The sequence below is a fragment of the Paenibacillus sp. JJ1683 genome, assembly GCF_053006485.1.
Genome location: NZ_CM129820.1, coordinates 5,033,162 through 5,057,553, shown reverse-complemented (window position 1 = coordinate 5,057,553; position 24,392 = coordinate 5,033,162). Strand labels below are relative to the sequence as shown.

The window sequence follows — 24,392 nt, the reverse complement described above, 5'->3', positions numbered from 1 at the left end:
GTGATATCATTATAAAATGTCAGTATTAGGATGCCCTCCATGGCTTTAGTTTGTTGAAATGTCAATAGATTTATGCGTAACAGGGTATAGTATTTATATCTCTTACGTATAATATAACCATTTTGGGCAAATCTACAAGTGATGAAGATCTTCCGGTATGAGGATTCTGCAGATACGTCGCTCTTTTTTCGAATGCATTCGAGTAAGGGCTTTTCTGTATTTGTAAGATCGAATCATCTGTATGTGTCTTATTATAAGGTCACAAACAGAGGTTCGCAATGTATTTTTAAAGTGAGTAGACATGAGGGGTGAGTTTAAGTTGGCAGGACATCTTGTTCAATATGGTCGACGCACTCGGCGCAGTTATGCACGTATTAATGAGGTACTCGAGGTTCCCAACCTGATTGAGATCCAACAAAAATCCTATGATTGGTTTTTGGAGGAAGGATTACGGGAAATGTTTCGGGATATTTCTCCAATTCAAGATTTCACAGGAAATCTGATTCTGGAGTTTATCGATTACTCTCTCGGAGAACCCAAATATACCGTTGACGACGCAAAGGAACGCGACGTTACGTATGCAGCACCGCTTCGGGTAAAAGTCCGGCTTATTAATAAAGAAACCGGGGAAGTGAAAGAGCAGGAAGTATTCATGGGAGACTTCCCGCTGATGACTGAAACGGGTACGTTTATTATTAACGGTGCGGAACGGGTTATTGTCAGCCAGTTGGTTCGCTCTCCCAGCGTCTATTTCAGCACAAAAGTCGACAAGAATGCGAAAACAACATACACCGCAACGGTAATTCCTAACCGGGGGGCTTGGCTCGAACTGGAGATGGATGCGAAGGATATTATCTATGTCCGGATTGACCGTACCCGTAAAATTCCGGTTACGGTGTTGCTGCGTGCGCTTGGCTTTGGCACTGATGCTGAGATTCTGGATTTGCTCGGCAATGACGAATATATCCGCAACACACTTGATAAAGACAACACGGATTCCACGGAGAAAGCGCTGATTGAAATTTATGAGCGTCTTCGTCCGGGTGAGCCACCAACATTGGATAACGCAAAGAGCTTGCTTGTTGCACGCTTCTTTGATCCAAAACGGTATGATCTGGCCAACGTAGGCCGTTACAAAATCAATAAAAAGCTTCACATCAAAAACCGTCTGTTCAATCAACGTCTTGCTGAGACACTGATTGATACGACAACTGGTGAAATCATCGCTGAAGCAGGGCAAATGGTAGACCGCCGCCTGTTGGACGAGATTTTGGCACAACTAGAAGAGTCGGTTGGACATCGTACGTATCATGTTGCTAGTGGCGTATTGGAAAGCAACGATATTCCGCTTCAAACGATTGATGTATTCTCACCGATTGAAGACGGTAAAGTAGTAAAACTGATTGCCAATGGAAATATCGATAAATCGGTTAAGAACATTACGCCTGCCGATATTATTTCCTCCATCAGTTATTTTATTAACTTGCTTCACGGAATCGGAAGTACAGACGACATTGACCATTTGGGTAACCGTCGTTTGCGTTCTGTAGGTGAGTTGCTGCAAAATCAGTTCCGTATTGGTCTGTCCCGTATGGAACGCGTGGTACGCGAAAGAATGTCAATTCAGGATGCTAATGTAATCACGCCACAGGCGCTGATTAACATACGTCCGGTCATTGCGTCGATTAAAGAGTTCTTTGGTAGCTCCCAGCTGTCTCAGTTCATGGATCAGACAAACCCGCTTGCTGAATTAACGCACAAACGTCGTCTGTCTGCACTCGGACCCGGCGGTTTGACGCGCGAACGCGCGGGCATGGAAGTGCGTGACGTCCATCCGAGTCACTACGGCCGTATGTGTCCTATCGAGACACCAGAGGGACCAAACATTGGTTTGATCAACTCTTTGTCCACTTTCGCACGTATCAACGAGTACGGATTTATCGAAGCTCCTTATCGCTGGGTAGATCCGAAAACCGGAAAAGTTACAGATCAGATTGATTACCTGACTGCTGATGAAGAAGATAACTACATCGTTGCTCAGGCAAATGCGGAATTGACGGAAGAAAACACCTTTAAGGATGAAATTGTTATTGTCCGCTATAACAAGCAGTCTGATAACATTATTCCGATGGCAAGTAGCCGTGTTGATTACATGGACGTATCGCCTAAACAGGTCGTATCGGTCGCTACTGCACTGATTCCGTTCCTGGAGAATGATGACTCGAACCGCGCATTGATGGGTTCCAACATGCAGCGGCAGGCTGTTCCACTACTGATTCCGAAAGCGCCTTTGGTAGGAACAGGGATGGAACATAAGTCTGCAAAAGATTCTGGTGTTTGCGTTGTGTCCAAGTACAACGGGGTAATTGAACGTTCTTCGGCTAACGAAATTTGGTTGCGTCGTATTGAAAATGTAGATGGTACTGAAGTAAAAGGCGATATTGTTAAGTATAAATTACACAAATTTATGCGTTCTAACCAAGGAACATGCATCAACCAGCGTCCAATCGTAAACAGAGGCGATATTGTCAAGGTTGGCGATATTCTAGCGGATGGTCCATCCACAGAAATGGGCGAGTTGGCATTGGGACGTAACGTTGTCGTAGCGTTCATGACTTGGGAAGGTTACAACTACGAGGATGCCATCTTGCTGAGCGAGAAGCTGGTTAAAGAGGATGTATACACCTCGATCCATATCGAGGAATACGAATCCGAGGCTCGTGATACGAAGCTTGGACCAGAAGAAATCACTCGTGATATTCCGAATGTTGGTGAAGAAGCACTTCGTAATCTAGATGAGCGCGGCATCATTCGCATCGGTGCGGAAATTGCCGCAGGTGACATTCTTGTTGGTAAAGTAACACCTAAGGGTGTGACTGAGCTGACAGCTGAAGAACGTCTCTTGCATGCAATCTTCGGTGAGAAGGCGCGCGAGGTTCGCGATACTTCCTTGAGAGTTCCTCATGGAACCGACGGGATCGTTGTAGATGTTAAAGTATTTACACGTGAAAATGGCGATGAGCTGCCACCGGGTGTAAACCAGCTGGTACGCGTATACATTGCTCAAAAACGTAAAATTTCCGAAGGCGATAAAATGGCCGGACGTCACGGTAACAAGGGTGTCGTTGCCCGTATTCTGCCTGAAGAAGATATGCCATTCTTGCCAGATGGTACCCCAGTACAAGTCGTACTGAACCCACTGGGCGTACCTTCACGGATGAACATCGGACAGGTGCTCGAAGTGCATCTGGGTATGGCTGCAATGCGTCTTGGTATTCATGTGGCAACTCCAGTATTCGATGGTGCCAAGGAGTATGACGTATTTGATACGATGGAAGAAGCGGGTATGCAACGCAATGGTAAGACGGTGTTGTATGATGGACGTACAGGTGATCGTTTTGAACGTGAAGTTACTGTCGGTGTCATGCACATGATCAAACTGGCGCACATGGTCGACGATAAGATCCATGCCCGTTCTACAGGTCCTTACTCTCTCGTTACGCAACAGCCGTTGGGTGGTAAAGCCCAATTCGGTGGTCAGCGCTTCGGGGAGATGGAAGTATGGGCGCTGGAAGCCTACGGTGCAGCGTACACGCTTCAGGAAATTTTGACTGTGAAATCCGATGATGTGGTTGGACGTGTTAAAACTTACGAATCCATCGTCAAAGGTGAAAATGTCCCTGAACCGGGTGTTCCTGAATCATTCAAGGTCTTGATCAAAGAGCTGCAAAGCTTGGGTATGGACGTGAAGATTCTGTCTGAAGACGAACAAGAGATCGAAATGAGAGAGCTTGATGATGAAGATGACACAACTGGCGATAAGCTGAGTTTGAATCTGGAAGGCTCTGAGGTTGGCGTAGAGTAATTTGACTGCTGACTGACTCATATCAGCTTTGTTATATGCCTCGATCTATTTTTGGATGGATCAGGCTTCTTGATACCGCCCGGTGCTGCCGGGCGGTATCAAACCTAAAAACTCAGGATTTGGTTAAGGAGGGTTGCTCCTTGTTGGACGTTAACAATTTCGAATATATGAAAATCGGGCTTGCTTCCCCCGAAAAGATTCGTTCTTGGTCCCGCGGAGAAGTCAAAAAACCGGAGACGATTAACTATCGTACGCTTAAACCGGAAAAAGAAGGACTATTTTGCGAGAAAATTTTCGGACCTACGAAAGATTGGGAATGTCACTGTGGCAAGTACAAACGTGTACGCTATAAAGGTGTTGTCTGTGACCGCTGTGGAGTAGAAGTTACTCGCGCTAAGGTTCGCCGTGAGCGTATGGGCCACATTGAGTTGGCAGCTCCTGTATCGCACATTTGGTACTTCAAAGGCATTCCGAGTCGTATGGGTCTTGCTCTTGATATGTCTCCAAGATCTTTGGAAGAGATCATTTACTTCGCATCTTATGTTGTAACCGATCCAGGAGATACGCCTTTGGAGAAAAAGCAACTCCTGTCCGAGAAAGAATACCGCAGCTATCGTGAGAAATATGGCTACGGATTCCAGGCAGGAATGGGTGCTGAAGCGGTTAAAAAGCTTCTTCAAGATTTAGATATAGACAAAGAATTGGAATTTTTGAAAGAAGAGCTGCGTACAGCTCAAGGGCAACGTCGAAACCGTGCGATCAAGCGCCTTGAAGTTATTGAGGCATTCCGTAACTCTGGCAACCAACCGGATTGGATGATCATGGACGTACTGCCTGTTATTCCTCCTGAGCTTCGTCCAATGGTACAGCTGGATGGTGGACGTTTTGCTACTTCTGACCTTAATGATCTGTATCGTCGTGTTATTAACCGTAATAACCGTCTGAAACGCTTGTTAGATCTGGGTGCGCCAGATATTATCGTGCAAAATGAAAAACGGATGCTGCAGGAAGCTGTTGACGCTCTGATTGATAATGGTCGTCGTGGTCGTCCTGTTACAGGTCCGGGTAATCGTCCTTTGAAATCCCTCAGCCACATGCTGAAAGGTAAACAAGGACGTTTCCGTCAAAACTTGCTCGGTAAACGTGTTGACTACTCCGGTCGTTCCGTTATCGTAGTAGGGCCGTACTTGAAGATGTACCAATGCGGTCTGCCAAAAGAGATGGCGCTGGAGCTGTTCAAACCTTTTGTTATGAAAGAACTTGTTAACAAAGGTTTGGCACACAACATTAAGAGTGCGAAGCGTAAAGTAGAGCGTGTGAGTGCTGAAGTGTGGGATGTGCTCGAAGAAGTAATCAAAGAACATCCGGTTCTTCTAAACCGTGCCCCTACGCTGCATAGATTGGGTATTCAAGCGTTTGAACCGATCTTGGTTGAAGGTCGTGCGATTCGTTTGCATCCACTCGTATGTACGGCGTATAATGCCGACTTTGACGGTGACCAAATGGCGGTTCACGTTCCATTGTCTGCAGAGGCTCAAGCGGAAGCTCGTTTGCTCATGCTGGCATCCGGCAACATTTTGAATCCAAAAGACGGCAAGCCTGTTGTTACCCCTTCCCAGGATATGGTCCTTGGTTCATTCTATTTGACTATGGACAACAAGGAAGAAGAGGGAAGCAACATGATCCTTCGCAACCCGAATGAGGCTATCTCGGCTTATCAACGTGGAACAGCGGGTCTTCATGCTCGTGTAGCTATTCCGGTTAAGGCTTTGAATAAAACTAGCTTTACAGAGAAGCAACAGGATGCAATGTTGATTACAACCGTGGGTAAAATTATCTTTAATGAGATTTTCCCGGCAAGCTTCCCGTACATCAATGACGCTACTCGTGCCAACCTGCTCTATGGTACTGCTGAAGAGTTCTTTGTTTACGATAAGGGTGTAAACCTCACTGAAGCCATCCAGAACGCTCCGCAAGCTAGTGGAGTGGGCAAGGATTACCTTGGTAATATCATCGCCCGTTGCTTTGAGATTTACCATACGACAGAAACTGCTGTGATTTTGGATAAAATCAAACAGCTTGGCTTTACGTATTCCACTCGTGCAGGTGTGACGGTTGCTGTGGCAGACGTAGTTGTACCTCAAGAGAAACAGGATATTCTTAAAGCGTCTGATGATAAAGCGCAAGTCGTGACCAATCAGTACCGTCGTGGTCTGATTACGAACGAGGAACGCTATGATCGGATTATTGATATTTGGTCCAAGGCCAAAGACGATATTACAGACATTTTGATGAAATCCATGGATCGCTACAACTCTATCATGATGATGGTTGACTCCAAAGCGCGTGGTAACAAATCGCAGATTACCCAGCTTGGCGGTATGCGTGGACTGATGGCGAATCCATCGGGTCGTATTATCGAGCTCCCAATTAAATCGAATTTCCGTGAAGGTCTGACAGTACTCGAGTACTTCATCTCCACTCACGGAGCGCGTAAAGGTTTGGCGGATACAGCGTTACGTACGGCTGACTCCGGTTACCTGACTCGTCGTCTCGTTGATGTGGCACAAGATGTTATCGTGCGCGAAGATGACTGCGGAACGGATAAAGGCTTTACAGTAAGCCGCATCCAAGACGGTAAAGAAGTCATTGAGGACCTGTACGATCGTCTGGAAGGTCGTTATTGCTTCGAAACCGTACGTCATCCTGAGACGGGTGAGATCTTGGCTAGACGCAACGAATTGATTGACTCCAACAAAGCTGAGGCGATCGTCAAAGCTGGTGTGGATAAAGTTCAAATTCGTTCCGTGCTAAGCTGCCGTGCCAAACATGGCGTCTGCAAAAAATGTTACGGCCGTAATCTGGCTACTGGCAAACACGTTGAGATTGGTGAAGCGGTTGGTATTATCGCGGCTCAATCCATCGGTGAACCAGGGACACAGCTCACCATGCGTACGTTCCACACAGGTGGTGTAGCGGGCGACGATATCACACAAGGTTTGCCTCGTATCCAGGAGCTTTTTGAAGCACGTAATCCTAAAGGTCAGGCAACCATCAGTGAAATTGACGGTGTAGTTAAAGAAGTTCGTGAAGGGAAAGACCGTCGCGAAATCGACATTCAGGGTGAAGCTGAAACAAAAACCTATTCGGTCACTTATGGTTCACGTTTGCGCGTAAGCGAAGGCATGACTGTTGAAGCCGGGGACGAACTGACGGATGGTTCGATTGACCCTAAAGAAATGCTGCGTATTAAAGGTATTCGCGGGGTGCAGAACTATATCCTTCAGGAAGTTCAACGTGTATACCGGAACCAAGGTGTTGAAATCAACGACAAGCACGTAGAAGTTATGATTCGTCAAATGTTGCGTAAAATTCGTATCATTGATGCGGGTGACACAACACTACTTCCAGGTTCATTTGTGGATGTGCATGAGTATGAAAATGCAAACAAGATAGCGATTCTCAGCGGCCAAGAACCAGCGGTAGCCAAACCGGTTCTCCTTGGTATTACTAAGGCCTCTCTGGAAACGGACTCCTTCTTGTCAGCAGCTTCCTTCCAGGAAACTACTCGTGTCCTGACAGATGCAGCTATCAAAGGAAAAGTCGATCAGTTGCTTGGATTGAAAGAGAATGTAATTATCGGTAAATTGATCCCTGCGGGAACAGGTATGAATCGTTACCGTAGCGTGAAATTTGCCCAGCCTGAAGAGGGGCAATCCTCATCTGAGGAACTCGAACCCATTTCAGCTGAGTAGTAATATAAAAATAATATGATAAGCCCGGAACACCGTAGATATAAGCTTTGGTAAAGGCTGTAGCAACGGTGCTCCGGTACTTCTTATAAAAATGTAACGTATTACTTTGTTTATATAGATTATAGTTGATAATTGTCTTGACATTGTTCATAGTCAATGCTAATATAGCAAAGGTGCGTGAGCAGCCTATATGCTATTGGGTCTTTTCGGAGGAATGAGATATGTCTAAAGAACAGGGACTGCAAGATGCTCATGTCAAAATCGGTACCAAACAAACCATTCGTATGGTAGAAATGGGCTTCGCCTCGGAAGTATATGTGGCAGAAGATGCAGATCAGCGTTTCACTTCCAACATCATTGATTTGTGCAACAAGCACGGGGTCAAAGTGACTCTCGTAGATACAATGAAAAATCTCGGAGCTGCATGCGGGATTGAAGTGGGAGCCGCGATGGCTGCTATCGTAAAACAATAGGGTAAGGAACGTTTTTGTCTAGGGAATCGTTATTCTTGGCGGCAAAGACTTTTCATTTGTTCTTTTATGAACCGCCTGGGTCTGTGGGCTTAGATAAGGTTTGTAAAGTAACAGCAAAAATTGAGGAAGGGGGTGGCAACCAACATGCCAACTATTAACCAACTGGTTCGTAAAGGACGTCAAGCCAAAATCGAGAAATCGAAATCACCGGCTTTGCAAAAAGGTTTTAATGCCTTGAAACGTGAAGCTACCGACATCAGTGCCCCGCAAAAACGCGGAGTTTGCACTCGTGTAGGTACTATGACTCCGAAAAAACCAAACTCCGCACTTCGTAAATATGCTCGTGTTCGCTTGACGAACCGTGTAGAGGTGACTGCTTACATTCCAGGTATTGGACATAACCTTCAAGAACACAGCGTAGTGCTGATTCGTGGCGGTCGTGTAAAAGACCTTCCGGGTGTGCGTTACCACATCGTTCGCGGTGCTTTGGATACTGCAGGCGTAAACAACCGCATGCAAGCTCGTTCCAAATACGGCGCAAAACGCCCTAAAGCTAAAAAATCCTAATGAATATAAACCGCGTATGCAGGTTTAACATGTAAGAAAGGGGGATATCCATGCCACGCAAAGGTCCAGTTACCAAAAGAGACGTGTTGCCAGATCCGGTATACAACAGCAAGTTGGTTACTCGCTTGATCAACCGCATCATGCTCGACGGAAAACGAGGCGTTGCTCAAAGCATTCTGTATAATGCGTTCAAGCTTATCCAAGAACGTACGGGTAATGACCCGATGGAAGTGTTTGAAGCAGCTATCAAGAATATCATGCCAGTCCTGGAAGTTAAAGCACGCCGTGTCGGCGGTGCCAACTACCAAGTACCAATCGAGGTAAAACCAGAAAGACGTACGTCCCTGGGATTACGTTGGCTCGTAAACTACTCCCGCAACCGCGGCGAGAAAACTATGGAAGAGCGTTTGGCGGCTGAGATTATCGATGCTTCCAACAACACAGGCGCTTCCGTGAAGAAACGTGAAGACACGCACAAAATGGCTGAAGCGAACAAAGCGTTTGCTCACTATCGTTGGTAGGATTCAGCTTAAAAAAATAACTTCAATTTTGAAGGGAGACCCATTTCATGGCAAGAGAGTTCTCCTTGAAAAATACACGTAATATCGGGATCATGGCTCATATTGACGCGGGTAAAACCACAACAACAGAGCGGATCTTGTTCTACACAGGCCGTACGCACAAAATCGGTGAAGTTCACGAAGGTGCTGCGACAATGGACTGGATGGAACAAGAACAAGAGCGCGGAATCACGATTACTTCCGCTGCGACGACCGCTGCCTGGAAAGGTCACCGCGTCAATATCATCGACACCCCGGGGCACGTTGACTTCACTGTTGAAGTTGAACGTTCCCTTCGTGTATTGGACGGAGCAGTTGGTGTTTTCAGTGCGAAAGAAGGCGTTGAGCCTCAGTCTGAAACCGTATGGAGACAGGCTGATCGCTATGGCGTTCCACGGATCGCATATGTAAACAAAATGGATATTATCGGTGCCGACTTCTTGAACGTTGTAGCTGATATGCGTGATCGCCTTCAAGCGAACGCAGTTGCTATTCAACTTCCAATCGGTGCAGAAAATGACTTTTTAGGTATCATCGATATTGTTGAACAAAAGGCTCATATGTACAAAGATGACCTTGGTCAAAATATCGAAGAAGCCGAAATTCCTGCGGACTACAAAGACAAAGTTGAGGAACTCCGCAACGAATTGATCGAGAAGGTTGCTGAACTGGATGAAGATTTGACTATGAAATACCTTGAAGGCGAAGAGATCACGGTTGAAGAAATTAAAGCCGCTCTCCGTAAAGGTGTTGTAGAAGTTAAGATCTTCCCAGTTATCTGTGGATCTTCTTACCGTAACAAAGGTGTTCAGCTGATGCTGGATGCAGTTGTTGATTACCTGCCAGCTCCTATTGATGTACCAAGTATTCAAGGTCATCTGGAAGATGGAACGGAAGTTGAACGTCATTCTTCTGATGAAGAGCCTTTCTCCGCATTGGCCTTCAAAATCATGACGGACCCTTACGTTGGTAAATTGACATTCTTCCGCGTATATTCCGGTGTTCTTCAATCCGGTTCTTACGTATTGAATGCAACAAAAGGCAAACGCGAACGTATCGGACGTATCCTTCAAATGCACGCGAACAGCCGTCAAGAAATCACTGAAGTATACTCCGGTGACATTGCGGCAGCCGTAGGTTTGAAAGATACAGGTACAGGTGATACACTGTGTGATGAGAAGAATCCTGTTATTCTCGAATCCATGAACTTCCCTGATCCGGTTATCGAAATCGCGGTTGAGCCTAAAACCAAAGCTGACCAAGACAAAATGGCAGTTGCACTCGGTAAGTTGACCGAAGAGGATCCAACTCTTCGCGCTTCGACTAACGAAGAAACTGGCCAAACTATCTTGGCAGGTATGGGTGAGCTTCACTTGGACATTATCATTGACCGTATGCGTCGTGAGTTCAAAGTGGAAACTAATGTTGGTAAACCACAGGTAGCATACCGTGAAACATTCCGTGCTCCAGCACGTGTTGAAGGTAAGTTTGTTCGTCAATCCGGTGGTCGTGGTCAATATGGTCACGTATGGGTTGAGTTCGAACCACTTGAAGCAGGTACTGGTAGCCAGTTTGAAAGCAAGGTTGTCGGTGGCTCTGTTCCAAGAGAATACATCGGACCTGCACTTGCTGGTATTGAAGAGCAAATGAAGAACGGTGTCCTTGCAGGCTTCCCGCTTGTGGACGTTAAAGCTACAATCGTGGATGGATCATACCATGATGTCGATTCCAATGAAATGGCATTTAAAATTGCCGGTTCAATGGCGCTGAAAGCAGCGAAAGACAAATGTAAACCTGTATTGCTTGAGCCGATTATGAAAGTTGAAGTAACGGTTCCAGAGGAATACATGGGAGACGTAATGGGTATGCTGAACTCCCGTCGTGGTCGGATTGAAGGTATGGATTCCCGTGGCGGTGCCCAAATTATTCGTGCAATGGTTCCATTGTCCGAAATGTTTGGATATTCCACTACACTTCGTTCCGGTACACAAGGACGCGGTGTGTTCTCCATGGAGCTTCATCACTATGAAGAAGTTCCGAAGAGCATTGCTGAAGAGATCGTTGCCAAAACCAAAGGCGGCGAGTAATACAGTGTATTAGCTGATCGGATACTCTAGGTTTTCCAAGAGGTTTCCGACAGCCTAAAAATAAAACATGTTATTGAGGAGGAATTGTTCAAATGGCAAAGGCTAAGTTTGAACGTAACAAACCGCACGTTAATATCGGTACAATTGGTCACGTCGATCATGGTAAAACAACTTTGACTGCTGCAATCACAACTGTACTTTCCAAAACTTACGGTGGTGCTGCTGTAGCATTCGATCAAATCGATAAAGCTCCAGAAGAGCGCGAACGCGGTATCACAATCTCCACTGCACACGTGGAATATGAAACACCTAACCGTCACTATGCACACGTTGACTGCCCAGGTCACGCCGACTATGTTAAAAACATGATCACTGGCGCTGCACAAATGGACGGAGCTATTCTGGTTGTATCCGCTGCTGACGGTCCTATGCCACAAACTCGTGAACACATCCTCTTGTCCCGTCAAGTAGGTGTTCCATACATCGTTGTATTCCTGAACAAATGCGACATGGTTGAAGACGAAGAGTTGCTGGAATTGGTTGAAATGGAAGTTCGCGACTTGCTGAGCGAGTATGACTTCCCAGGCGACGACACTCCAATCACTCGTGGTTCCGCTCGTGAAGCACTGCAAAACCCAGATGGCGACTGGGCTAAGAAAATCGTTGAAATGTTCGAAACAATCGACACATACATCCCAACTCCAGAACGCGACACTGACAAGCCTTTCCTTATGCCTGTCGAGGACGTATTCTCCATCACTGGTCGTGGTACAGTTGCTACAGGCCGTGTAGAGCGTGGTACAGTTAAAGTGGGCGACGAAATCGAAATCATCGGTATTCAAGAAGAATCCCGTAAATCCGTAGTAACAGGCGTAGAAATGTTCCGTAAATTGCTTGACTCCGCTCAAGCTGGTGACAACATCGGCGCACTGCTTCGCGGTGTAGATCGTGCACAAATCGAGCGTGGTCAAGTATTGGCTAAGCCAGGTTCTGTTAACCCACATACAGAATTCTCTGCTCAAATCTACGTTTTGACTAAAGAAGAAGGCGGACGTCACAAACCTTTCTTCACTGGTTACCGTCCACAGTTCTACTTCCGTACAACTGACGTAACTGGTATCATTACTTTGCCAGAAGGTTCCGAAATGGTAATGCCTGGTGATAACATTACGGTTACTGTTCAACTGATCAGCCCAATCGCGATTGAAGAAGGAACTAAGTTCTCCATTCGTGAAGGCGGACGTACAGTTGGTGCAGGCGCTGTAGCAACAATCTCTAAATAATAAGGCTTCGAGCCTTGAATATAGCAACATTGTACTGGAACGAGTAACATTGTATTGGAACGAAGCAAAACGAGCCCCTGCCATGGTGCGGGGGCTTTTCTCTTGAGAAAAATCGCGAGCTGCGAGCACAATTGTTATCTTTGAAAATAAGATACATTGTTTTTTTCGTTTTTGCTTGCAATAGGCAGAAGTATTCGATATAATAACTAATGTTGTTTGTGACTGTGCGATGATGTGAGAGGTTACTGACACACCCGGCCCCTTTGCCATGGGAGGGCTGTCGGAAAATTTTCACGGAGTATGTCCGATACCAAATTGGGCGATAGAAGGAGGGACTAAAATGGCAAAGCAAAAAATTCGTATTCGTTTGAAAGCTTACGATCACAGAATTCTTGATCAATCCGCTGAGAAAATTGTTGAAACAGCTAAACGTTCGGGTGCAGGTGTTTCCGGACCAATTCCGCTGCCAACTGAAAAACAAATCATTACTATTCTCCGTGCGGTACACAAGTACAAGGATTCTCGGGAACAATTCGAAATGCGCACACACAAGCGTTTGATCGACATTGTTAATCCGACTCCACAAACAGTGGATGCCTTGATGCGCTTGGACCTGCCGTCCGGTGTAGATATCGAAATTAAATTGTAATATGTAATCAGGAAAAGAAAAGAGGTGTCAACATGAAAGGTATCTTAGGAAAAAAACTCGGAATGACTCAAGTGTTTACCCCTGAAGGTAACGTACTTGCTGTTACGGTTATCGAAGCTGGTCCTTGTGTTGTTCTGCAAAAAAAAGATCTGGAAAACGATGGATACGAAGCTATCCAACTCGGATTCTCTGATAAAAAAGAAAAAAGATCCAATAAACCTGAAGCAGGGCATGCTAAAAAAGCAAATACTGCACCTAAGCGCTACGTTCGTGAACTTCGTGGCATCGACCTTGCTGCGTACGAGGTTGGCCAAGAACTGAAGGCTGATGTCTTCACAGAAGGCGAATTCGTTGACGTAACAGGTATTTCTAAAGGTAAAGGTTTTGCCGGCGTTATCAAACGTTGGGGACAAAGCCGCGGACCAATGGCACACGGCTCGCGCTACCACAGAGGTCCAGGTTCTATGGGTTCCATTCAAGCTAACCGCGTTCCTAAAGGTAAACACCTGCCAGGACACATGGGGCATGAAACGGTAACAATCCAACGCCTTGAAGTTGTTAAGATTGATACAGAACGTAATGTATTGCTCGTGAAAGGTTCCATTCCAGGACCTAAAAACAGCTTCGTTAAAGTATTAGAAACGGTGAAAAAATAATTAACTGAAGAAAGGAGGAACACGAAATGCCAAAAGTAGCACTATTTAATATTAGCGGCAGCCAAGTTGGCGAAATTGAATTGAATGATGCAGTGTTCGGTATCGAGCCGAATAAACACGTTCTTCATGACGCTGTTGTTATGCAATTGGCTTCCCTGCGTCAAGGTACTCACAAAGTAAAAGGACGTTCTGAAGTACGTGGCGGCGGACGTAAACCTTGGAAACAAAAAGGTACTGGTCGCGCTCGTCAAGGTTCGATTCGTGCACCACAATGGGTTGGCGGCGGTACTGTATTCGGTCCGACTCCACGCAGCTATGCTTACAAATTGCCTAAAAAAGTTCGTCGTCTGGCGATCAAATCGGCACTGTCATCCAAAGTGATTGAGAATGAAATCATCGTATTGGACGCTCTTACACTGAACGGACCTAAAACGAAAGAATTCGCAGCCATTTTGAATAACCTTAAAGCAGATCGTAAAGCATTGATTGTAGCTCCTAGCTATGATGATAATGTAGCGCTGTCCGCTCGTAATATTCCTGGTGTGAAGTTTGTAGCCGCAGACGGCATTAATGTTCTTGATGTGCTCGGACACGACAAACTGATCATTACGAAGGAAGCAGTTCAGAAGGTAGAGGAGGTGCTCGCGTAATGAAGGATCCTCGTGATATTATCAAGCGTCCGATTATCACCGAACGTACGGCTGGTATGATGAATGACTTGAAATATGTTTTCGAAGTTGACATTCGTTCCAACAAAGTCGAAGTTAAGAAAGCAATCGAAGCGATTTTTAACGTGAAAGTAAGTAACGTTAACACACTTCGTGTTCCTGCAAAACCAAAACGCTACGGACGTCATTCCGGCTATACGAGCGAGTGGAAAAAAGCGTTCGTAACGCTGAGCAAAGACAGTAAGCCGCTTGAGTTTTTTGAAACAGTATAATTGAATCTGTAAAGTAAGGAGGGAAACTCAGTGCCAATTAAAAAGTATAAACCGACGTCCCCGGCCAGACGTGCAATGTCTGTATCTACTTTCGAGGAGATCACAACAAATCAGCCCGAGAAATCGTTGCTGGCACCTCTGAGCAAGCAAGCTGGACGTAATAACCAAGGTAAAATTACAGTTCGTCATCATGGCGGCGGACATAAACGTAAATACCGTATTATTGACTTCAAACGTAACAAAGATGGAATACCGGGCCGCGTTGCTACGATCGAATATGATCCAAACCGTACGTCCAACATCGCACTTATCCACTATGTGGATGGTGAAAAACGTTACATCATCGCTCCTAAAGGTCTGAAAGTAGGAGATGTAGTGGTATCCGGTCCGGACTCCGATATTAAAATCGGTAACTCCTTGCCATTGGAAAACATTCCAGTAGGTACGGTTATCCACAATATCGAATTGAAACCGGGTAAAGGTGGCCAACTTGTTCGTGCTGCTGGTACGGAAGCCCAACTTCTTGGTAAAGAAGAGAAGTATGTTACAATTCGTTTGACTTCTGGTGAAGTGCGTCGCATTCTGAAAGTTTGCCGTGCTACAATCGGATCTGTAGGTAACGAAGACCACGAGCTTGTTAAGATCGGTAAAGCTGGTCGTAGTCGTTGGTTGGGACAACGTCCTGAAGTTCGCGGTGTTGTTATGAACCCTAACGATCACCCACACGGTGGTGGTGAAGGTCGCGCTCCAATCGGACGTAAATCTCCAATGTCTCCATGGGGTAAACCAACCCTTGGTTACAAGACACGTAAAAAAGGCAAAGCATCTGATAAGTACATCGTTCGTCGTCGTACTAAGTAATAAAACGTGCGCTTAAGTCGCACGTTAACATATTAAAGAACGACTACGTTTTAACGAAGGGAGGATTCACAAATGGGTCGCAGTCTCAAAAAAGGACCATTTATTGATGGTTACCTGTTGAAAAAAGTAGAGGTTTTGAACGAGTCTGACAAAAAAGTCGTGATCAAAACTTGGTCCCGTCGCTCTACAATTTTCCCGCAATTTATCGGACACACGTTTGGTGTATATGATGGTCGTAAACACGTGCCTGTATACGTAACGGAAGATATGGTTGGACACAAATTGGGCGAATTCGCTCCAACGCGTACGTACAAAGGCCATACGGATGACGATAAGAAAACAAGAAGATAATCAACACAGCGTAGTGTTTGAGAGGAGGTAACTCAATGGAAGCAAAAGCACATGCTAAGTCCGTGCGGATTTCCGCTCGCAAAGTGAAACTTGTTATCGATTTGATTCGTGGCAAGCAGGTAGGTGAGGCGATTGCAATTCTTCGTCACACTCCGAAATCCGCTTCTCCAGTCGTTGAGAAATTGCTGAATTCTGCTATCGCAAATGCAGATCACAACTACTCTATGGACGTAAATAAATTGGTAGTATCTGAGGTTTTTGTAAACCAAGGTCCTACAATGAAACGGTTCCGCCCGCGTGCAATGGGTCGTGCAAGCCGCATCAATAAACGCACCAGTCATATTACTCTGGTGGTATCTGAAAAATAAGGAGGGAAAACGTGTGGGCCAAAAGGTAAATCCCGTCGGACTCCGAATCGGTATTATCCGTGATTGGGAATCCAAATGGTATGCAGGCAAAGATTTCGGTGATCTTTTGCTAGAAGACGTTAAGATTCGTGAGCATCTGAAGAAAAGATTGAAAGACTCCGCTGTATCCCGTGTTGAAATCGAGAGAGCAGCTAACCGTGTCAACGTAACGATTCACACTGCGAAACCAGGTATGGTTATCGGTAAGGGTGGTTCCGAAGTTGAAAATCTGCGTAATGAAATCACTAAAATCGCAGGCGGTAAAAAGGTACACATCAATATCTCTGAAATTAAAAATCCTGAACTGGATGCAATTCTTGTTGCTGAAAGCATTGCACAACAATTGGAACGTCGTGTTTCTTTCCGTCGTGCGTTGAAACAAGCAATTCAAAGAACTATGCGTTCCGGTGCAAAAGGAATTAAAACTCAAGTAGGCGGACGTCTTGGCGGTGCCGAAATCGCTCGTTCCGAAGGATACAGCGAAGGAACTGTTCCACTGCATACGCTTCGTGCTGACATCGACTACGGTACAGCAGAGGCTCATACTACTTATGGCCGTCTTGGCGTAAAAGTATGGATCTATCGTGGAGAGGTTCTTCCTCCGGCTAAGAAACAAGCTCCTCAGGAAGGAGGCAACTAATCATGTTGGTACCTAAACGCGTAAAACATCGTAAACAACAACGTGGTCATATGAAGGGTCGTGCAAAAGGCGGTACTACACTGAATTTCGGTGAGTACGGTTTGCAAGCTACTGAACCAGCATGGATCACTAACCGTCAAATCGAAGCTGCTCGTATTGCGATGACTCGTTACATCAAACGTGGTGGTAAGGTTTGGATTAAAATATTCCCTGACAAACCAATTACTCAAAAGCCTCTTGAGGTTCGTATGGGTAGTGGTAAAGGTAACGTAGAAAAATGGGTTGCAGTAGTGAAACCAGGTAAGATCATGTTTGAACTTGCTGGTGTACCGGAAGAAATTGCTCGTGAAGCAATGCGTCTTGCCGCTCACAAACTGCCAATCAAAACTAAGTTTGTGAAACGTGAAGAATTGGGTGGTGAAGCAAATGAAGGCTAGTGAATTCCGCAACCTTACCACTGCTGAAATCGAACAAAAGATCTCTGGTTTTAAAGAAGAACTTTTCAACCTTCGTTTTCAACTCGCTACCGGTCAGCTTGATAACCCGACTCGGATCGGTGCTGTGCGTAAGGAAATTGCTCGTGCTAAAACTGTGATCCGTGAAAGAGAACTTGGGATTAGCTAAGATATTAGACCGGGTGGAAATTCCGCCTGTAATTAGGAAGGAGGCCAACAATGAGCGAACGTAATGCCCGTAAAGTATTAGTCGGTAAAGTAGTCAGCGACAAAATGGATAAAACGATTGTGATTGCTGTAGAAACTTACAAAAAACATGATCTCTATCATAAACGCATTAAAGTGACTAAAAAATTCAAAGCTCATGATGAAAACAACACTGCACAAATCGGTGATACTGTTAAAATCATGGAAACTCGTCCTTTGTCCAAAGACAAAAACTGGAGACTGGTCGAAATCGTTGAAAAAGCTGTTATAATCTAATGTAGTGTAGTTTTTCCGAAAGGAGGATAAATAAATGATTCAACCATTTACACGTTTGACTGTAGCTGACAATTCCGGCGCGAAGGAACTGATGTGTATCCGTGTGCTCGGTGGTACGGGACGTCGTACAGCTCAAATTGGTGACCTGATCGTTTGTTCCGTAAAACAAGCAACACCAGGCGGCGTTGTCAAAAAGGGTGATGTAGTAAGAGCGGTTGTCGTTCGCACTAAACGTTCTATCCGCCGTAAAGACGGTTCCTACATCGGATTTGATGAGAACGCAGCAGTGGTCGTTAAAGAAGACAAGAGCCCACGCGGTACTCGTATTTTCGGACCAGTTGCTCGCGAACTTCGTGACAAGGACTTCATGAAAATCGTTTCCTTGGCTCCGGAAGTGATCTAAATTCACCTTAAAATGTGCCCGTAGGAGGTGTACGAAATGCCAAAAGTGAAAAAAGTTCTGGAATCCCATAACAACAAGCTGCACGTCAAGAAAGACGACACTGTTCTGGTGATTACAGGTAAAGATAAAGGTAAAAAAGGTCGCGTTATCGCTGCTTACCCTCGTCAAAACCGTGTGCTTGTGGAAGGTGTTAACATGATTAAAAAACACCAAAAGCCTAATCAGCTGAATCCGCAAGGCGGCATCATCGAGAAAGAAGCTCCGATTCACGTTTCCAACGTTATGCACATTGATCCGAAGAGCGGAAAAGTAACTCGTGTGGGTTACAAGGTTTTGGACAACGGAAAAAAAGTGCGCATTGCAAAACGTTCAGGCGAAGTGATCGACTAATTATTTTTTGAAGAAAGGAGGACTATGATTCATGGCAACAACAAGAATGAAAGAACGTTTCTTGAAAGAAATCACTCCTGCTTTGATGCAGAAGTTCAACTATACAACAGTGATGCAAGTGCCTAAAATCGAGAAAGTTGTAATCAACATGGGTGTTGGCGACGCAGTTCAAAACTCCAAAGTGCTTGATTCGGCTCTCAACGACATGCAGCTGATCGCTGGTCAAAAACCAGTTATCACTCGCGCGAAAAAATCTATCGCAGGTTTTAAATTGCGTGAAAACATGCCGATTGGTGTAAAGGTAACACTTCGTGGCGAGCGTATGTATTATTTCTTGGACAAATTGTTCAACATTACACTTCCTCGCGTACGTGACTTCCATGGTGTATCAACAAAAGCTTTCGACGGACGTGGTAACTACACGCTTGGTCTGAAAGAACAGTTGATCTTCCCGGAAATCGAGTATGATCAAGTTGATAAAGTTCGTGGTATGGACATCGTTATCGTAACGACTGCCAAGACTGACGAAGAGTCCCGTGAGCTTCTGACTCAGCTGGGCATGCCTTTCGCGAAATAATGTTGGCATAACGTTTCGGGCGTCTGATTTAAAGACACCCTGTTCTCCGAAACTATTTAGGAGGTGTCAGGCTAAGTGGCAAAAACTTCAATGAAAGTCAAACAACAACGCGCACCAAAGTTTAAAGTTCGTGCTTATACTCGTTGCGAACGTTGTGGTCGTCCACATTCGGTGCTGCAAAAGTTTAAGATCTGCAGAATTTGCTTCCGTGAATTAGCTTATAAAGGCCAGATTCCTGGCGTGAAAAAAGCAAGCTGGTAAAAAGTCCTGTTTGGGAAGGAGGTTTATACACAATGACTATGTCTGATCCAATTGCAGATATGCTTACTCGTATTCGTAACGCGAACACTGTTCGCCACGAAACAGTAGAAATGCCTGCATCTACAATGAAAAAACAAATCGCCGACATCCTGAAACGTGAAGGATTCATTCGTGATGCGGAATTTGTTGAAGATAGCAAACAAGGGATCATCCGTATTTTCTTGAAATACGGTGCGAACAACGAGCGTGTTATCACAGGTTTGAAAAGAATCAGTAAACCAGGTCTTCGCGTTTACACGAAGAGCAATGAGATTCCACGCGTATTGGGTGGACTTGGGATCGCAATCATTTCAACATCCAAAGGTATCATGACCGACAAAGAAGCGCGTCAGTCCAAAGCCGGCGGAGAAGTGGTTTGCTACGTTTGGTAATTTAACGTTTAAAAGATAGGAGGTGCAACAGATATGTCCCGTATTGGTCGTAAACCAATCACAGTACCAAGTGGTGTTGACGTGACTTTGAACAACACAGTGATCACAGTTAAAGGTCCTAAAGGAACATTGACTCGTGAGCTTCATAAAGACATGTCCGTTACTGTGGAAAATAATGAAATTAATGTAGTTCGTCCTTCGGACAATAAACTTCACCGCTCTTTGCATGGAACAACCCGCAGCGTTGTCAATAACATGGTAAGTGGTGTAACTGAAGGTTTTTCAAAATCTCTGGAGCTGGTTGGGGTCGGATATCGTGCAAGCAAATCCGGAGATAAAATCGTTCTGAACGTTGGATACTCTCACCCGGTTGAAATTACACCGGAAGCGGGCATCGAGTTCGAAGTTCCTTCGAACACTAAAATTATCGTTCGCGGAATTGATAAAGAGCGTGTAGGTGCCTATGCTGCTAAGATTCGTTCCGTTCGTGAACCTGAACCGTACAAAGGTAAAGGGATTAAATACGAAGGCGAGCGCATCATCCGTAAAGAAGGTAAAGCCGGTAAGAAGAAATAAGTTTCTTACCGACTTTGTGCGGTCTTTCTACTGGAAAGACTTGTACTCTTTTTTACCCAGTGCGTCTTAGTATAAAGTTTTAAAAGGCAAACTGAAGGGAGTGAAAACTTGAGATGATTACAAAACAAGATAAAAATAAAGCACGTGTCAGAAGACATCTGCGTGTACGTAAGAAAATCGAAGGTACGGCTGTACGTCCTCGTTTGAACGTATTCCGCTCTTCCAAGCATATCTACGCACAACTGATTGATGATGTTGCTGGTGTAACATTGGTTTCTGCATCCACTATGGATAAAGAACTGAGCAGCGAAATCAAAAACGGTGGTAGTGTAGAAGCAGCTCGTAAGGTTGGCGAACTCGTTGCTAAACGTGCGAAAGAAAAAGGCCATGCTAACATCGTATTTGATCGTGGTGGATACTTGTATCATGGACGGATTCAAGCTTTGGCTGATGCAGCTCGCGAAGCAGGCCTTGAATTCTAAGACATTTCTCAAAAGGAGGTTAACGACTTGCGTGTAGATCCGAATACTTTGGAACTGACTGAAAGAGTAGTAAATATTAATCGTGTAGCTAAAGTTGTCAAAGGCGGACGCCGTTTTAGCTTCAGTGCTCTGGTAGTAGTGGGCGACGGCAACGGCTGGGTAGGCGCTGGAATCGGTAAAGCGGGCGAAGTACCTGATGCGATTCGCAAAGGTATTGAAGATGCTAAGAAAAACCTGGTTCACGTTCCACTCGTAGGCACAACAATTCCTCACCTTGTTACAGGTAAGTTCGGTGCTGGCCGGGTTCTGTTGAAACCGGCATCGGAAGGTACTGGGGTTATCGCTGGTGGTCCAGTTCGTGCAGTTCTGGAACTTGCTGGTGTAGGTGATATCTTGACAAAATCTTTGGGTTCTTCGAATTCCATGAATATGGTCAATGCGACTTTGGAAGGTTTGTCCCGCTTGAAACGCGCTGAAGATGTTGCTAAATTGCGCGGCAAATCCATCGAAGAGCTGCTGGGCTAAGGAGGGAATATCATGGCGAAATTAGAAATTACCCTCGTTCGTTCGTTGATCGGCCGTCCTGGTACTCAGAGAACGACTGTTAAAACGCTCGGCTTGCGTAAAATCAACCATAAAGTAGTTCAACCCGACAATGCAGCGATTCGCGGGATGATTAATCAAGTTAGCCATTTGGTTTCTGTTAAAGAAATCGAGGCTTAAGCAATAAAGTATTTTAACAATAATCAAGGAGGTGCAACGAACGATGAAGTTACATGAGCTTTCCCCAGCTCCAGGCTCCCGCAAAGAACGTAAACGTTTGGGTCGTGGTCCTAGTAGCGGTACGGGTAAAACTTCTGGTCGTGGTCATAAGGGTCAAAACGCTCGTTCCGGCGGTGGTGTACGTCCGGGCTTCGAGGGTGGTCAAAACCCACTGTATCGTCGCTTGCCTAAACGCGGTTTCGTAAATCCTACTCGTAAAGAGTATGCGGTTTTGAATATCGAAGATTTGAACAGTTTTGCAGCGGGTACAGAAGTAAGCCCTGAGTTTTTGCTGAACAATGGTATTGTGAAGAACGCGAAATCCGGAATTAAAATTCTGGGTAACGGTGAAATCACTGTGAAATTGACAGTTAAAGCGAACAAGTTCTCTCAATCTGCGGTAGAGAAAATTGAAGCTGCCGGCGGTAAAACCGAGGTGATCTAATGTTCAAGACCCTGAAAAATATATGGCGGGTTGAGGATCTTAGAACCCGAATCCTGTTTACCCTGTTTATACTCTTTGTATATCGTATTGGCTCCTTCGTGCCGGTTCCCGGTGTGAATAAGCAAGTCTTTACTTCTCAGGATCAGGCAGGAAGCGAGTTGTTTGGACTCCTTAACACCTTCTCAGGGGGCGCGTTGTATCAGTTTTCGATCTTCGCCCTCGGGATTATGCCATATATTACAGCGTCCATCATTGTACAGTTGCTGTCAATGGACGTGATTCCGAAACTTGCGGAATGGGCTAAACAAGGAGAGCATGGTAAAAAGAAATTGGCTCAAATTACACGGTATGGTACTGTAATACTGGGCTTAATCCAAGCATTCGGAACGTCGATTGGATTTAATCGACTGTACGGTGCAGCGATGATTCCAGGTGCTACTTTTGCTGATTATCTGGTTATTGCCATTGTGCTTACTGCAGGAACTACGTTCCTTATGTGGCTCGGTGAGCAAATTACCGAAAAGGGAATCGGTAATGGTATCTCTATTGTAATCTTTGCAGGGATCGCGGCAGGTATTCCAAGACATATTCGGACGATTGTAGAATCTCAGTTTATTCAAGCAGATCAGCTGTTTATGAATATTCTGAAGGCAATTATCATTGCCTTGGTGGTTGTTCTGATTATCGTTGGTGTTATCTACATCCAGCAAGGTATTCGGAAAATTCCAGTACAATACGCAAAACGTGTAGTTGGCAACAAAATGTACGGTGGCCAGAATACGCATATTCCGATGAAAATTAATGCGGCAGGCGTTATTCCGGTAATCTTTGCGGTATCATTGCTGCAATTCCCGACAATTATTGCGAGTTTCTGGGCAGATCATGCTTGGGCTAAGTGGATTACCACTTACTTGTATTATGACAAGCCACTGGGCATGGTTTTGTATGTCGTAATGATTATCGGTTTCACATTCTTCTATACCTTTGTACAGATGAATCCGCAGCAAATGGCCGACAATATGAAGAAAAACGGCGGTTATATCCCAGGCATTCGCCCAGGTAAAGCCACGGAGAAATACTTGACACGAGTAATGTCACGTTTGACAATGACAGGAGCTTTGTTCCTGGCAGTCATATCCGTTTTGCCGGTATTCTTCGGTTCGCTTTCGGGCTTGCCTCGTTCCGTGCAAATTGGCGGTACTTCATTGCTCATCATTATTGGTGTAGCATTGGATACGATGAAGCAAATCGAAAGCCAACTGATCAAACGCCATTACAAAGGCTTCATCAACAAATAGGCAATAGGTACCGGCATAGGATGTTCGCATGCTTACCGGCACCTTTTGTGCTGTTTCTTGTGTAGGGGTCGTCTTGAGGAGTGACAGATTGTGAATATTTTGATCATGGGCCCTCCGGGGGCTGGTAAAGGTACACAAGCAGATGTCATTGTGAAGGAGTTCGGCATTCCTCATATCTCGACAGGTGATGCTTTTCGCCTAGCGATGAAACAGGGAACACCTATTGGCATTAAAGCCAGAGAGTATATTGACAAGGGTGAACTTGTTCCGGATGATGTAACAATCGGTATCGTTGAAGAACGGCTGCAGCAGCCTGATTGCAAGAAAGGTTTCTTGCTGGATGGTTTTCCAAGAACTTTAGCTCAAGCTGAAGCCTTGGATCAAATTTTGGGCCGTTTGAATACGAAGCTGGATGATGTCATCAACCTGAAAGTGGATCGTGACAACTTGTTGGCACGAATCACAGGACGGCGAGTTTGTAAAAGCTGCGGAGCTAGCTATCATATTGTCTTTAATCCTCCTAAGGTTGAAGGCATTTGCGATAAAGACGGTGGTGAACTCTATCAGCGTCCTGACGATAACGAAGATAGCGTAAGAACACGACTTGACGAATATAGTAATAAAACAGCACCACTCCTCACGTTTTATGAGAACCAGAATCTTCTGCGTCATATTGACGGAGAACAGGATATTGATGTGGTTTCCCAAAATATCGTGTCCTTGTTGCGGGGTTAG

30 protein-coding genes are annotated in these 24,392 nt (G+C 45.2%); all 30 read left to right on the top strand.

Annotated features, from left to right (window positions below; translation table 11 throughout):
- Positions 1 to 319 precede the first annotated feature (319 nt).
- A complete protein-coding gene (gene rpoB, locus ACUC6J_RS21835) occupies positions 320 to 3,865 on the top strand; it encodes a DNA-directed RNA polymerase subunit beta (protein WP_016818647.1) in 3,546 nt (1,181 codons plus the stop codon).
- Between the two features lie 140 nt (positions 3,866 to 4,005).
- Complete coding sequence (rpoC, locus tag ACUC6J_RS21830) at positions 4,006 to 7,620, top strand: DNA-directed RNA polymerase subunit beta' (protein WP_016818648.1); 3,615 nt, start codon at positions 4,006 to 4,008, stop codon at positions 7,618 to 7,620.
- A gap of 221 nt (positions 7,621 to 7,841) precedes the next feature.
- Positions 7,842 to 8,093 (top strand): ribosomal L7Ae/L30e/S12e/Gadd45 family protein, encoded by a 252-nt coding sequence (locus ACUC6J_RS21825; protein WP_016818649.1) that lies wholly within the window; start codon positions 7,842 to 7,844, stop codon positions 8,091 to 8,093.
- A gap of 144 nt (positions 8,094 to 8,237) precedes the next feature.
- The gene (gene rpsL / locus ACUC6J_RS21820; RefSeq protein WP_007432587.1) at positions 8,238 to 8,660 is read left to right on the top strand and encodes a 30S ribosomal protein S12; all 423 of its coding nucleotides are present in this window, start codon (positions 8,238 to 8,240) and stop codon (positions 8,658 to 8,660) included.
- Positions 8,661 to 8,710: 50 nt separating this feature from the next.
- Positions 8,711 to 9,181: a 30S ribosomal protein S7 gene (rpsG, locus tag ACUC6J_RS21815; RefSeq protein ID WP_007432586.1), complete on the top strand. Its 471-nt coding sequence runs from the start codon at positions 8,711 to 8,713 to the stop codon at positions 9,179 to 9,181.
- A gap of 47 nt (positions 9,182 to 9,228) precedes the next feature.
- Complete coding sequence (gene fusA, locus ACUC6J_RS21810) at positions 9,229 to 11,307, top strand: elongation factor G (RefSeq protein ID WP_016818650.1); 2,079 nt, start codon at positions 9,229 to 9,231, stop codon at positions 11,305 to 11,307.
- Positions 11,308 to 11,399: 92 nt separating this feature from the next.
- A complete protein-coding gene (gene tuf / locus ACUC6J_RS21805) occupies positions 11,400 to 12,590 on the top strand; it encodes an elongation factor Tu (RefSeq protein ID WP_013373267.1) in 1,191 nt (396 codons plus the stop codon).
- Positions 12,591 to 12,930: 340 nt separating this feature from the next.
- The gene (gene rpsJ / locus ACUC6J_RS21800; protein WP_005544556.1) at positions 12,931 to 13,239 is read left to right on the top strand and encodes a 30S ribosomal protein S10; all 309 of its coding nucleotides are present in this window, start codon (positions 12,931 to 12,933) and stop codon (positions 13,237 to 13,239) included.
- A gap of 32 nt (positions 13,240 to 13,271) precedes the next feature.
- Positions 13,272 to 13,895 carry a 50S ribosomal protein L3 gene (rplC, locus tag ACUC6J_RS21795; protein ID WP_013312161.1) on the top strand — a complete coding sequence of 208 codons (624 nt, stop codon included), beginning with the start codon at positions 13,272 to 13,274 and terminating at the stop codon, positions 13,893 to 13,895.
- A 26-nt stretch (positions 13,896 to 13,921) separates the two neighbouring features.
- The gene (gene rplD / locus ACUC6J_RS21790) at positions 13,922 to 14,545 is read left to right on the top strand and encodes a 50S ribosomal protein L4 (protein WP_013312160.1); all 624 of its coding nucleotides are present in this window, start codon (positions 13,922 to 13,924) and stop codon (positions 14,543 to 14,545) included.
- On the top strand, positions 14,545 to 14,835 hold the full coding sequence (gene rplW / locus ACUC6J_RS21785) for a 50S ribosomal protein L23 (protein WP_013373266.1): 291 nt from the start codon (positions 14,545 to 14,547) through the stop codon (positions 14,833 to 14,835). The genes rplD and rplW overlap by 1 nt, the downstream gene beginning before the upstream one ends.
- A 30-nt stretch (positions 14,836 to 14,865) precedes the next feature.
- Positions 14,866 to 15,696: a 50S ribosomal protein L2 gene (gene rplB, locus ACUC6J_RS21780; protein WP_016818651.1), complete on the top strand. Its 831-nt coding sequence runs from the start codon at positions 14,866 to 14,868 to the stop codon at positions 15,694 to 15,696.
- A 72-nt stretch (positions 15,697 to 15,768) separates the two neighbouring features.
- Positions 15,769 to 16,047, top strand: coding sequence for a 30S ribosomal protein S19 (gene rpsS / locus ACUC6J_RS21775; protein WP_007432579.1), 279 nt, complete (start codon positions 15,769 to 15,771; stop codon positions 16,045 to 16,047).
- A 35-nt stretch (positions 16,048 to 16,082) separates the two neighbouring features.
- Positions 16,083 to 16,415 (top strand): 50S ribosomal protein L22, encoded by a 333-nt coding sequence (gene rplV / locus ACUC6J_RS21770; RefSeq protein ID WP_007432578.1) that lies wholly within the window; start codon positions 16,083 to 16,085, stop codon positions 16,413 to 16,415.
- Positions 16,416 to 16,428: 13 nt separating this feature from the next.
- The gene (rpsC, locus tag ACUC6J_RS21765; protein WP_007432577.1) at positions 16,429 to 17,094 is read left to right on the top strand and encodes a 30S ribosomal protein S3; all 666 of its coding nucleotides are present in this window, start codon (positions 16,429 to 16,431) and stop codon (positions 17,092 to 17,094) included.
- Positions 17,095 to 17,096: 2 nt separating this feature from the next.
- Positions 17,097 to 17,531 carry a 50S ribosomal protein L16 gene (gene rplP / locus ACUC6J_RS21760; RefSeq protein ID WP_007432576.1) on the top strand — a complete coding sequence of 145 codons (435 nt, stop codon included), beginning with the start codon at positions 17,097 to 17,099 and terminating at the stop codon, positions 17,529 to 17,531.
- Complete coding sequence (gene rpmC, locus ACUC6J_RS21755; RefSeq protein ID WP_007432575.1) at positions 17,521 to 17,718, top strand: 50S ribosomal protein L29; 198 nt, start codon at positions 17,521 to 17,523, stop codon at positions 17,716 to 17,718. The genes rplP and rpmC overlap by 11 nt, the downstream gene beginning before the upstream one ends.
- Before the next feature lie 50 nt (positions 17,719 to 17,768).
- Complete coding sequence (gene rpsQ / locus ACUC6J_RS21750) at positions 17,769 to 18,032, top strand: 30S ribosomal protein S17 (RefSeq protein ID WP_007432574.1); 264 nt, start codon at positions 17,769 to 17,771, stop codon at positions 18,030 to 18,032.
- Between the two features lie 34 nt (positions 18,033 to 18,066).
- Entirely contained in the window at positions 18,067 to 18,435 is a 369-nt protein-coding gene (gene rplN / locus ACUC6J_RS21745) for a 50S ribosomal protein L14 (RefSeq protein WP_007432573.1), read from the top strand.
- A gap of 36 nt (positions 18,436 to 18,471) precedes the next feature.
- Positions 18,472 to 18,825, top strand: coding sequence for a 50S ribosomal protein L24 (gene rplX / locus ACUC6J_RS21740; protein ID WP_013312155.1), 354 nt, complete (start codon positions 18,472 to 18,474; stop codon positions 18,823 to 18,825).
- Between the two features lie 31 nt (positions 18,826 to 18,856).
- Positions 18,857 to 19,402 (top strand): 50S ribosomal protein L5, encoded by a 546-nt coding sequence (rplE, locus tag ACUC6J_RS21735; RefSeq protein WP_007432571.1) that lies wholly within the window; start codon positions 18,857 to 18,859, stop codon positions 19,400 to 19,402.
- Between the two features lie 75 nt (positions 19,403 to 19,477).
- Entirely contained in the window at positions 19,478 to 19,663 is a 186-nt protein-coding gene (locus ACUC6J_RS21730) for a type Z 30S ribosomal protein S14 (RefSeq protein WP_010348808.1), read from the top strand.
- Between the two features lie 32 nt (positions 19,664 to 19,695).
- The gene (rpsH, locus tag ACUC6J_RS21725) at positions 19,696 to 20,094 is read left to right on the top strand and encodes a 30S ribosomal protein S8 (RefSeq protein ID WP_007432570.1); all 399 of its coding nucleotides are present in this window, start codon (positions 19,696 to 19,698) and stop codon (positions 20,092 to 20,094) included.
- A gap of 33 nt (positions 20,095 to 20,127) precedes the next feature.
- Positions 20,128 to 20,670: a 50S ribosomal protein L6 gene (rplF, locus tag ACUC6J_RS21720; RefSeq protein WP_016818652.1), complete on the top strand. Its 543-nt coding sequence runs from the start codon at positions 20,128 to 20,130 to the stop codon at positions 20,668 to 20,670.
- A 113-nt stretch (positions 20,671 to 20,783) separates the two neighbouring features.
- Entirely contained in the window at positions 20,784 to 21,152 is a 369-nt protein-coding gene (gene rplR / locus ACUC6J_RS21715) for a 50S ribosomal protein L18 (protein ID WP_007432568.1), read from the top strand.
- A 27-nt stretch (positions 21,153 to 21,179) separates the two neighbouring features.
- Positions 21,180 to 21,677, top strand: coding sequence for a 30S ribosomal protein S5 (gene rpsE, locus ACUC6J_RS21710; RefSeq protein ID WP_013373261.1), 498 nt, complete (start codon positions 21,180 to 21,182; stop codon positions 21,675 to 21,677).
- A gap of 12 nt (positions 21,678 to 21,689) precedes the next feature.
- Positions 21,690 to 21,875: a 50S ribosomal protein L30 gene (gene rpmD / locus ACUC6J_RS21705; protein WP_013373260.1), complete on the top strand. Its 186-nt coding sequence runs from the start codon at positions 21,690 to 21,692 to the stop codon at positions 21,873 to 21,875.
- Positions 21,876 to 21,918: 43 nt separating this feature from the next.
- Positions 21,919 to 22,359, top strand: coding sequence for a 50S ribosomal protein L15 (gene rplO, locus ACUC6J_RS21700; RefSeq protein ID WP_013312149.1), 441 nt, complete (start codon positions 21,919 to 21,921; stop codon positions 22,357 to 22,359).
- Complete coding sequence (gene secY / locus ACUC6J_RS21695; RefSeq protein ID WP_013373259.1) at positions 22,359 to 23,657, top strand: preprotein translocase subunit SecY; 1,299 nt, start codon at positions 22,359 to 22,361, stop codon at positions 23,655 to 23,657. The genes rplO and secY overlap by 1 nt, the downstream gene beginning before the upstream one ends.
- Before the next feature lie 90 nt (positions 23,658 to 23,747).
- The gene (locus tag ACUC6J_RS21690; RefSeq protein WP_123797688.1) at positions 23,748 to 24,392 is read left to right on the top strand and encodes an adenylate kinase; all 645 of its coding nucleotides are present in this window, start codon (positions 23,748 to 23,750) and stop codon (positions 24,390 to 24,392) included.

Coding starts and splice junctions, on each gene's coding strand:
- ACUC6J_RS21825 (WP_016818649.1), top strand. CDS start 7,842: ATGTCTAAAGAACAGGGACTGCAAGATGCTCATGTCAAAATCGGTACC.
- rpsL (WP_007432587.1), top strand. CDS start 8,238: ATGCCAACTATTAACCAACTGGTTCGTAAAGGACGTCAAGCCAAAATC.
- rpsG (WP_007432586.1), top strand. CDS start 8,711: ATGCCACGCAAAGGTCCAGTTACCAAAAGAGACGTGTTGCCAGATCCG.
- fusA (WP_016818650.1), top strand. CDS start 9,229: ATGGCAAGAGAGTTCTCCTTGAAAAATACACGTAATATCGGGATCATG.
- tuf (WP_013373267.1), top strand. CDS start 11,400: ATGGCAAAGGCTAAGTTTGAACGTAACAAACCGCACGTTAATATCGGT.
- rpsJ (WP_005544556.1), top strand. CDS start 12,931: ATGGCAAAGCAAAAAATTCGTATTCGTTTGAAAGCTTACGATCACAGA.
- rplC (WP_013312161.1), top strand. CDS start 13,272: ATGAAAGGTATCTTAGGAAAAAAACTCGGAATGACTCAAGTGTTTACC.
- rplD (WP_013312160.1), top strand. CDS start 13,922: ATGCCAAAAGTAGCACTATTTAATATTAGCGGCAGCCAAGTTGGCGAA.
- rplW (WP_013373266.1), top strand. CDS start 14,545: ATGAAGGATCCTCGTGATATTATCAAGCGTCCGATTATCACCGAACGT.
- rpsS (WP_007432579.1), top strand. CDS start 15,769: ATGGGTCGCAGTCTCAAAAAAGGACCATTTATTGATGGTTACCTGTTG.
- rplV (WP_007432578.1), top strand. CDS start 16,083: ATGGAAGCAAAAGCACATGCTAAGTCCGTGCGGATTTCCGCTCGCAAA.
- rplP (WP_007432576.1), top strand. CDS start 17,097: ATGTTGGTACCTAAACGCGTAAAACATCGTAAACAACAACGTGGTCAT.
- rpmC (WP_007432575.1), top strand. CDS start 17,521: ATGAAGGCTAGTGAATTCCGCAACCTTACCACTGCTGAAATCGAACAA.
- rpsQ (WP_007432574.1), top strand. CDS start 17,769: ATGAGCGAACGTAATGCCCGTAAAGTATTAGTCGGTAAAGTAGTCAGC.
- rplN (WP_007432573.1), top strand. CDS start 18,067: ATGATTCAACCATTTACACGTTTGACTGTAGCTGACAATTCCGGCGCG.
- rplX (WP_013312155.1), top strand. CDS start 18,472: ATGCCAAAAGTGAAAAAAGTTCTGGAATCCCATAACAACAAGCTGCAC.
- rplE (WP_007432571.1), top strand. CDS start 18,857: ATGGCAACAACAAGAATGAAAGAACGTTTCTTGAAAGAAATCACTCCT.
- rpsH (WP_007432570.1), top strand. CDS start 19,696: ATGACTATGTCTGATCCAATTGCAGATATGCTTACTCGTATTCGTAAC.
- rplF (WP_016818652.1), top strand. CDS start 20,128: ATGTCCCGTATTGGTCGTAAACCAATCACAGTACCAAGTGGTGTTGAC.
- rplR (WP_007432568.1), top strand. CDS start 20,784: ATGATTACAAAACAAGATAAAAATAAAGCACGTGTCAGAAGACATCTG.
- rpmD (WP_013373260.1), top strand. CDS start 21,690: ATGGCGAAATTAGAAATTACCCTCGTTCGTTCGTTGATCGGCCGTCCT.
- rplO (WP_013312149.1), top strand. CDS start 21,919: ATGAAGTTACATGAGCTTTCCCCAGCTCCAGGCTCCCGCAAAGAACGT.
- secY (WP_013373259.1), top strand. CDS start 22,359: ATGTTCAAGACCCTGAAAAATATATGGCGGGTTGAGGATCTTAGAACC.